Raw genomic sequence first — 8,494 nt, forward strand, 5'->3', positions numbered from 1 at the left:
CGTTCGTGCTCTGGCTGCCGCCGCGCGGCGGGATGCCGGGTTCGCCGCCCGAGGACAACCCGCTCGTCTGAAGCGTCGTAGGGCGCCCCGTCATCGGCAGGCAGGGGCGCCCGTCCGCGCGCCCGGGACAACGCCTCGCCTTTCCGCGCCTTTCCCAAGAATTGGTTTAAACCAATTGGTCTAATCCAATTTCTCGACTTCTGGCCGTACAATTGGATTAGACCTGTTCAAGGCCGTTCACCTGCGTAAATGCCAACTAGTGAGAGGGGTGCAGTTTCGTCATCAATTTCGTCGGTAGAGTCCGGTGCAGAGGCGTCGGATTGGAGCTGTGGTGGCCAAGTACGTTTACGATTTCCCCGAGGGCAACAGGAATCTCAAGGATCTTCTCGGCGGTAAGGGAGCCAACCTCGCCGAAATGACCAACCTCGGGCTCCCCGTTCCTCCCGGATTCACGATCACCACCGAGGCCTGCCGCCACTACCTGGCGGAAGGCTCGACACCGGGAGGTCTGGAGCAGGAAGTCGCGGAGCATCTGGACGCGCTCGAGAGCCGAATGGGCAGGAAACTCGGGCAGGCCGACGACCCGCTGCTCGTCAGCGTGCGCTCCGGGGCGAAATTCTCCATGCCGGGCATGATGGAGACGGTGCTCAACATCGGGCTCAACGACGAGTCGGTGCACGGCCTGGCCAAGCAGGCGGGCGGCAACGAACGTTTCGCGTGGGACTCCTACCGCCGGCTCATCCAGATGTTCGGCAAGACCGTGCTCGGGATCGACGGCGAGCTGTTCGAGCGGGCGCTCGACGCCGTCAAGGGCAAGCGCCAGGACACCGACCTCGACGCTGGTGAGCTGCAGCGGCTCGTGGAGACGTACAAGGGCGTCGTGCGCGAGCAGACGGGCGGCGACTTCCCCGCCGACCCGCGCGAGCAGATGCGCCTGGCCGTCGCCGCCGTCTTCGACTCGTGGAACGCGCCACGCGCCATCCTCTACCGCCGCCAGGAACGTATCCCCGCCGACCTCGGCACCGCCGTGAACGTCATGGCCATGGTCTTCGGCAACTACGGTGACGACTCCGGCACCGGCGTCGCCTTCACCCGCGACCCCGGCTCGGGCCTGCAGGGCGTCTACGGCGACTACCTGCAGAACGCCCAGGGCGAGGACGTGGTGGCCGGCATCCGCAACACGATCCCGCTCCAGGAGCTCGAACGCCTCGACAAGCACGCGTACGGCGAGCTGCTCGCCATCATGGAGACCCTGGAGAACCACTACAGGGACCTGTGCGACATCGAGTTCACGATCGAGCGCGGCAAGCTCTGGATGTTGCAGACGCGCGTCGGCAAGCGCACGGCGGCGGCCGCCTTCTGTATCGCCACCCAGCTCGTCGACCAGGGCCTGATCACGCTTGACGAAGCCGTCACCCGTGTTACCGGCGACCAGCTGGCCCAGCTCATGTTCCCGCGCTTCGACGCCGGCGCCGACAGGAAGACGATCGCCAAAGGCATGAACGCCTCACCCGGCGCCGCCGTCGGCAGGGCCGTCTTCTGCTCCGAGCGGGCCATCGAGCTGTCGGAGCAGGGCGAGGACGTCATCCTGGTCCGGCGCGAGACCAATCCCGACGACCTGGCCGGCATGATCGCCGCCAGGGGCATCCTGACGAGCCGCGGCGGCAAGACCTCCCACGCGGCCGTGGTCGCCCGCGGCATGGGCAAGACGTGCGTGTGCGGGGCCGAGGACCTGGAGGTGTCCACGGACGAGCGCAGGTTCACCGCGCCGGGCGGCGTGGTCGTCTCCGAGGGCGACCTCATCTCCATCGACGGGACCACGGGGGAGGTGTTCCTCGGGGAGGTGCCCGTGGCCGACTCGGAGGTCGTCGAATACTTCGAGGGCGCCGAGCCGGACGGCGAGCTGGTCAGGGCCGTCGACCGGATCATGCGCCACGCGGACGCCAACCGCCGGCTGGGCGTACGCGCCAACGCGGACACCCCGCGGGACGCGGCGCGGGCCCGACGGTTCGGCGCGCAGGGGATCGGGTTGTGCCGTACCGAGCACATGTTCCTGGGGGAGCGCAGGCGGCTGGTGGAGGACCTGGTGCTGGCGTCGGACGGCGACGAACGCCAGGCGGCGCTGGACGCCCTGGAGCCCCTCCAGAAAGCCGACTTCGTAGCCATATTTCAGGCGATGGACGGTGATCCCGTCACCATCCGCCTCATCGACCCTCCCCTGCACGAGTTCCTCCCCGACATCGTGGACCTGTCCGTCAGGGTCGCCACGTCACCGGACGCCACCGACAAGGACCGCAGGCTGCTCGCCGCCGTCAAGCGCCTGCACGAGCAGAACCCGATGCTCGGCCTGCGCGGCGTACGCCTCGGCCTCGTGATCCCCGGCCTGTTCGCCATGCAGGTCCGCGCCATCGTCCAGGCCTCCAAGGAGGTGCCGGGCTCCCGGCCGGAGATCATGATCCCGCTGGTGGCCGCCGTACAGGAGCTGGAGTCCGTACGCGAGGAGGCCGTCAAGATTCTCGCCGAGGCCGGCGTCGACGCCCTGATCGGCACCATGATCGAAGTCCCGAGGGCGGCGCTGACCGCGGGCAGGATCGCCGAGGCGGCGGAGTTCTTCTCCTTCGGCACGAACGACCTCACCCAGATGTCCTGGGGCTTCTCCAGGGACGACGTGGAGGCGTCGTTCTTCTCGCGCTACCTCGACCTCGGCATCTTCGGCACCTCTCCCTTCGAGACCATCGACCGGGAGGGCGTCGGCCGCCTGATCGAGATCGCGGCCGAGCAGGGCAGGGCCGCCCGGCCCGGCCTGCACCTGGGCATCTGCGGCGAACACGGCGGCGACCCCGGCTCCGTGCACTTCTGCCACGAGGTGGGGCTGGACTACGTCTCCTGCAGCCCGTTCCGCATCCCGGTGGCCCGCCTGGAAGCCGGCCGCGCCGCGCTGAAGGACACCGGCACCCGCCGGAACGACTGACCGCCCTTGCCCGACCCTCAACGTAATCCTACTCTTACTTTAAGTGACTGCGGGTGGGAGGGAACTACATGGGTGGTAAGCACGGTGGCGGCAAACACGGTGGTGGCAGGGGCAACGCCGGTGAGGGTGGAAACGCCGGCGGCAAGGGTTGACGGCCGACGTCGCCGGCAAGATCGAGGCGCTGGCCGACGCGGTCAGCGCCATCGTCCCGTGCGGGCCGCGCGTACGCGCGGCCCTGCACGCCGTGCCCCGGCACGAGTTCGTCCCGGCCGTCGGGCTGGCCTTCTTCGGTGACGGTGACGTCCGCGTCATCGACCGCGAGACGGACCCCGCCACGTGGTGGGACGCCGTCTACGGCGACACCAGCATCGTCACCCAGCTCGACGACGGAGCCACGGACCTCACCTCGGGCGGAGGCGACTACACGTCCTCGGCCTCCGCACCGAGCACCGTCGCGAGCCTGCTCCACCTGCTGGACGTCGAGCCGGGGCACCGCGTCATGGAGGTCGGCACCGGCACCGGTTGGACGGCCTGCCTGCTGTCCCACCTCGTCGGCGAGCAAGGGAGCGTGACCTCTGTCGAGGTCGATCCGCAGGTCGCTCACCAGGCCGCCCGCTCCGTGCGCACCGTCGGCGCTCGCCCGCTGTTGCTCGCCGGCGACGGCGCGGCCGGGCACCGGCAAGCAGCCCCGTACGACCGGGTGCATGTCACCTGCGGCGTCCGTGACGTTCCCTATGCCTGGATCGAGCAGTGCCGGCCCGGCGCTGTGATCGTGGTGCCGTACTGTCCCGGTTTCGGCGAGGGCCACGAGCTGCGCCTGACCGTCACGCCGGACGGCGCGGCGCACGGGCGCTTCGCCGGCTATGCCGACTACATGATGATGCGTTCCCAGCGGGACCCCGCCGACCGGCCGCCGCGCGGTTCCGAGGCTAGGCGTCGTTCGACGACCGGCATCGATCCGCGCACGATCGCCTTCGCCCCCGCAGGCGCCGACCTGGCCATCGCGGCGCTGACAGGGCTGACCTCCGAAGGCGGCGCCGACCGGGACGAGGACGGCGAGCTGTACCGGTTGTGGTTGTCGGACCCCGCCGATCCCTACGCCTGGGGAACGGTGAAGTGGCGTCCGGGCAGCACCGAGTACGAGGTCCACCAGGTAGGCGAGCGCCCTCTGTGGGACGAGGTGACCGCCGCCTACTTCCGGTGGGTGGGCTGGGGCGGGCCCGGACGGGACCGGTTCGGGATGACGGTTACCCAGGGCGGCCAGTACGTCTGGCTGGACCGCCCGGAGCGCGGCCTGCCGTAGCCGTCAGGACGGGACGGCGCCGAGCTGGCGCAGTTGGGTCAGGATGTCCACGACCCCCCACAGTTCGACGATCCGGCCGTTCGCGAAGCGGTAGACGAAGATCTCGTTGTACGCGACCGAGCGGCCGGTCGGCGGCAGCCCCCTGAACTCGCCCTGGTGGGTGCCGGTGACCGTGTGCCTGGAGACCAGCCGGTCACCTTCGGCGATCACGTCCTCGACCTCCACGTGGATGTCGGGGAAAGCGCTGAGAAGCACCGTCCACACCTCTTTGAGCGCCTGCGTCCCCGTCACGTCCGTCGGCACGGGAGCGTGGAAGATCACGTCAGGATGGAAGACCTCGTCGATCGTCGCCGCGATGAGCCGGGCATCGCCGCTGTTGAAGGCCTTGTGAAAACGCTGGAACGTCGCCTTGTAGCTGGACATGGGGGATTCCTCCGGGCGTGGACGATGTCTCACCGGATCGACGACGCAGCGGTCCGGAATGTGAGGCGGTGTCCCCGTCACGCCCCGCAAGTACGGCGGATCGCGCGGATCACACCCCGGAGCCAGACGCCGAGCGTGACGATGCTCGCGGCGCCGAGGATGGTGATCAGCAGCCAGTCGGCGGAACCCGTCGCCGGGTAGACGGTGTACGGGTTGCCGGTGTCCACGGCGGGGATGGCGTCGCCCACCCGCTCCAGGTCGCCGCCCGTCGACAGCGTGACGCGCCGCGGGGGCGCCGAGCCGTCCCCGGCGGTGAAGTAGCCCACCCACGAACAGGAGCGGCCGCCGCAGTCGTGCTCGGTGGCGGTGAAGACGCCGGTGACGCCGGAACCGAACTGGGCGGTGTAGGCGGGCACCACGTCGCGTACGGCCAGGAACAGCAGCATGCCCGCGAGTACCGGCGCCCCCACCCACCAGAGCCAGCGCACCTGATCACCTTCCTTGCGGGACCGCCGGGCGGACGTCCATCAGCTCGACCGGGTCGCGGGCTCGTCGTGCCAGTCGGGGAGCGTCACGGTGCCGGAGATCCAGTCGCGCCGCAGGACGGCGTAGCCGACCGAGTCGTGCGGGGTGCCGCCGCCCGGGGCCGGCCAGGCCTCGCGGTAGTGCGCCTCCTTGGCGTACCCGCTCCTGCGCAGGGTTGCGCGCATGGCGTGGTTGTCCTGGCGGGTCGTGGCCTCGATCCGCGTGACGTGCGGAAATTCGGTGAACAGGTAGGAGGTCAGCCACGCGACCGCGGCCGTGCCGAGGCCCTTGCCGCGCCGGTCGGCGCGGATCCGCAGGTCGAACATGGGCGTGTCGTCGGCGAGGTCCTGCAGCCGCACCAGGCCGGCGCGCTCCCCGTCGGCCAGCACCCAGAACGTCCTGCTCTCGTCGTTCCAGTAGAGCCCGCTCCCCGCCCGCTGCCTGACCGTCTCCGCGTCCTGGGTGCCCGCGTGGAAGGGCCAGTGGCTGCCTGTCAGGAAGTGCGCCAGCGCGTCGACGTCGCCGGAGGAGTAGGGGGTGAACTCGATGCTCATCGTCGGATGGTGTCACGCGGCCGCCCGGCCGGTCACGCGGGGTTTCCGCGAGGTCAGGAATACCCCCAGGCCTTGGCGTACTTGGCGAGCTCGGGCGAGAGCGCGTCGGTGTTGTCGAAGGTGCGGGCGGGCTGGATCCGCCCGGACTTGATGGTGTCGCTGCGGTCTCCCAGGTTCGGTACGAACCGGCCCTGATCGTGCTTGCTGTAGTCGAGCATCTCCGGCTCCCACGCCACACCCAGGTACGCGCAGACGTCGCGGGTGACCCGCTCCGGTTCGGCGGTGAGCTCCTCGTAGCGCAGGGTCAGCCCGTCGAGCGTGCGGCGGGCCTCCTCCATGGGCTTGAAGTACTTCAGCGCGTTCGTCTCCAGCGCTTCGCGGGTCGAGGTGTTGCCCTTGCGGTTCTGCAGCGAGGACACCACGCCCTCCGGGTGACGTAGCAGGAAGAGGAACTTGGCCTTCGGCCAGGCGTAGTGCAGCCGTTCCCAGACGAAGACGTTGCCCGGCGTCTTGTCGACGATGATCTCCTTGCCACTGCGCTCCAGCTCCAGCTCCAGGATGCGGTCCCACAACACGTGCTCCAGCTCCACCTTGTCCATCCCGAGCTCCTGCATGGACTGCTCCGAGAAGTCGGGCGTCAGCTGCACGCCGATGGTGCGCAGGTGCAGCTCGTGCGGGGCCCGGATACGGGAGTGGCTGTTCAGCAGCATGCGCAGCAGCGTGGAGCCGGAGCGCACCGAGGCGATCACGAAGACCGGGGAGTCCACCTGCCGCGGCAGGATCGGGATGGAGTAGTCGACCACGTGCGTGCGCTTCGGGGGACGCGGGCGGGAGACCTTCATCGGACTCGTCTCCGGCGGCGTCAGCTGGCGTGGAGGGCGCAGCGCCTCGTTCAGGAGCCGAAACCTTCTCTTGATGCCGGTTCTCACAACGCCCATGCGCGCCTGCGACCCTCTCTCTCCCCGCGCGTTCCCCATTCCCCCCGGGAATGGGCAGCCGAAACCAGAGGTAACGGCCGCCGTAGTCGGACAAAAGTAACGTATAGGGCCAGCGTCAGAAAGACATTGGCGGAGGTTCACAGCGCACTCTCAGGTACGGGCGGCCAGGCCCGTTTGCGCAGTCACGCTTACCCGGCAGGTAATCGACGGGTGTGTCCGGGCCGGGCAGGCTGTGCGGCATGAGGCAAGAGACGAAGGACACCCGCGGCACCGTGCGGGAACTGCTGCGGCGCATCGCGGAGGGCGACCACGACGGCGCGGCGGACCTGTTCGCCGAGCCCGTCGACTGGCGGCTCAGCTGGCCCGAGGAAGGGTGCCCGCAGGTGCCCTGGATCCGGCCCCGATCGAGCAGGGCCGAGGTGGCCGACCACTTCCGCGTGCTGGAGGCTCACCACGTGCCCGAGCTGAACGGCACGTCCGTCGACCGGGTCCTGGTCGACGGGGCCGACGCCGTGGTGCTCGGGGAGATCGCGCAGACCGCGAGAGGAAGCGGCACCGCCTACAGGTCGCCGTTCGCGCTGCACCTCACCGTCGAGGACGGTCTGATCACCCGCTACCACATCTATGAGGACAGCCTCACGGTCGCGGGCGCCCTGGCCACCGCGAGCCCCTGAGCAGGAGCCCGCGCGGGCCGGTCGCTTGTGGAGTCCATGAAAGGAAGCCGCGGTCCGGCCGATGGAGCGGCGTCCCCCGGCCTGATCGGGCAGGCTGGGACGCATGTCCGAAACACACCTGCCCGGCGGGTACGTGAACGCCGTCGTCCGGGTCGGCGACACCGTCCGCCGCCCGCCCGCGCACCGGGCCGCGTACGTGCACGAGCTGCTGCTCCTGCTGGAACGCGGCGGATGGCCGGGCGCGCCGAGATTCCTGGGGACGGACGAGCGCGGGCGCGAGATCCTCAGCTTCGTGGACGGCCACGTGGCCTGGGAGGACGTCCAGCCCGACGGCGTCACCTCCGACGAGAGCCTGGCACGGGTGGCGGAGCTCGTACGCGCGTTCCACGACCTGACCGCGGGCACATCCCTGGCCGGCGACGACGAGGTCGTCTGCCACAACGACCTGTCCCCGAAGAACACCGTCTACCGCGACGAGGGCGCGGGCCTGCGGCCGGTGGCGTTCATCGACTGGGACATCGCGGCGCCGGGACGGCGGATCCACGACGTGGCGCACGTCTGCTGGCAGTACCTCGGCCTCGGTCCAGGAGCCGTCGACGCCGGGAGGCGGATCCGGCTCATCTGCGACGCGTACGGGCTGCGTGGGCGGGGTGGCCTGGTGGAGGCGATCCTGTGGTGGCAGGACCGCTGCGCGCGCGGCATCGAGACGGACGCGGCCGCCGGGATGCCGCACGCGATCAGACTGCGTGACGACGGGGTGGTGGCCCGGATCCGCGCCTGCCACGACTGGGTCGCCGAGCACCGGGCCGAGCTGGAACGCCCGCTGCGCTGACGGCGGCGCCCGGCCGTTCCTGGGCTGTCGCAACCGGGGCTCGGTGATGACGTCGATCGCCCGCTACCTCTGACGTGGCCAAGGCCGATCGCCCGTACGGGAAACGGCCAAGACCTCAACGGGGGGCGTCCGGGTTCGGGTCGCCCAACGTGTGCGGCACCGGCTCGCCCTCCGAGAACAACCAGGAGTCTCCGGAGGTGTCCGGGGCTGCGGGGCCGGGCCCGTCAGCCGCGGGTTCTGGGGCGGCAGGTCGCCAGGTGTCCGGGGTGGCGGG

General features: G+C 70.0%; 8 protein-coding genes. 4 read left to right on the forward strand and 4 right to left on the reverse strand.

Features of this window, described 5'->3' with window-relative positions; translation table 11 throughout:
- Nucleotides 1-331 precede the first annotated feature (331 nt).
- Nucleotides 332-2,971, forward strand: a complete 2,640-nt coding sequence (gene ppdK, locus E1267_RS40775; RefSeq protein ID WP_132341193.1) for a pyruvate, phosphate dikinase — start codon at nt 332-334, stop codon at nt 2,969-2,971.
- Between the two features lie 148 nt (nt 2,972-3,119).
- Nucleotides 3,120-4,274, forward strand: a complete 1,155-nt coding sequence (locus tag E1267_RS40780) for a methyltransferase domain-containing protein (RefSeq protein ID WP_132341195.1) — start codon at nt 3,120-3,122, stop codon at nt 4,272-4,274.
- A gap of 3 nt (nt 4,275-4,277) precedes the next feature.
- On the opposite strand, the gene E1267_RS40785 is transcribed toward E1267_RS40780, so the two are convergent.
- From E1267_RS40785 to E1267_RS40800, 4 genes are all read right to left on the reverse strand, one after another.
- Nucleotides 4,278-4,697, reverse strand: a complete 420-nt coding sequence (locus tag E1267_RS40785) for an ester cyclase (protein WP_132341197.1) — start codon at nt 4,695-4,697, stop codon at nt 4,278-4,280.
- A 77-nt stretch (nt 4,698-4,774) separates the two neighbouring features.
- Nucleotides 4,775-5,185, reverse strand: coding sequence for a hypothetical protein (locus tag E1267_RS40790; RefSeq protein ID WP_132341199.1), 411 nt, complete (start codon nt 5,183-5,185; stop codon nt 4,775-4,777).
- Nucleotides 5,186-5,224: 39 nt separating this feature from the next.
- On the reverse strand, nt 5,225-5,776 hold the full coding sequence (locus E1267_RS40795; protein WP_132341201.1) for a GNAT family N-acetyltransferase: 552 nt from the start codon (nt 5,774-5,776) through the stop codon (nt 5,225-5,227).
- A gap of 53 nt (nt 5,777-5,829) precedes the next feature.
- The gene (locus E1267_RS40800; RefSeq protein WP_132341203.1) at nt 5,830-6,714 is read right to left on the reverse strand and encodes a sulfotransferase family protein; all 885 of its coding nucleotides are present in this window, start codon (nt 6,712-6,714) and stop codon (nt 5,830-5,832) included.
- 239 nt (nt 6,715-6,953) lie between these two features.
- On the opposite strand from E1267_RS40800, the gene E1267_RS40805 reads away from it, so the two are divergent.
- Both E1267_RS40805 and E1267_RS40810 read left to right on the forward strand, forming a co-directional pair.
- On the forward strand, nt 6,954-7,388 hold the full coding sequence (locus E1267_RS40805) for a nuclear transport factor 2 family protein (RefSeq protein ID WP_132341205.1): 435 nt from the start codon (nt 6,954-6,956) through the stop codon (nt 7,386-7,388).
- Nucleotides 7,389-7,491: 103 nt separating this feature from the next.
- A complete protein-coding gene (locus tag E1267_RS40810) occupies nt 7,492-8,220 on the forward strand; it encodes a phosphotransferase (protein ID WP_132341207.1) in 729 nt (242 codons plus the stop codon).
- Nucleotides 8,221-8,494 lie beyond the last annotated feature (274 nt).

Origin of the sequence: Nonomuraea longispora (genome assembly GCF_004348345.1) — a bacterium.
Lineage (GTDB): Bacteria > Actinomycetota > Actinomycetes > Streptosporangiales > Streptosporangiaceae > Nonomuraea > Nonomuraea longispora.

Bases quoted from the DNA above. Each gene is read 5' to 3' on its own strand.
- E1267_RS40785 (WP_132341197.1), bottom strand. From the start codon at position 4,697: ATGTCCAGCTACAAGGCGACGTTCCAGCGTTTTCACAAGGCCTTCAAC.
- E1267_RS40795 (WP_132341201.1), bottom strand. From the start codon at position 5,776: ATGAGCATCGAGTTCACCCCCTACTCCTCCGGCGACGTCGACGCGCTG.
- E1267_RS40800 (WP_132341203.1), bottom strand. From the start codon at position 6,714: ATGGGCGTTGTGAGAACCGGCATCAAGAGAAGGTTTCGGCTCCTGAAC.
- E1267_RS40805 (WP_132341205.1), top strand. From the start codon at position 6,954: ATGAGGCAAGAGACGAAGGACACCCGCGGCACCGTGCGGGAACTGCTG.
- E1267_RS40810 (WP_132341207.1), top strand. From the start codon at position 7,492: ATGTCCGAAACACACCTGCCCGGCGGGTACGTGAACGCCGTCGTCCGG.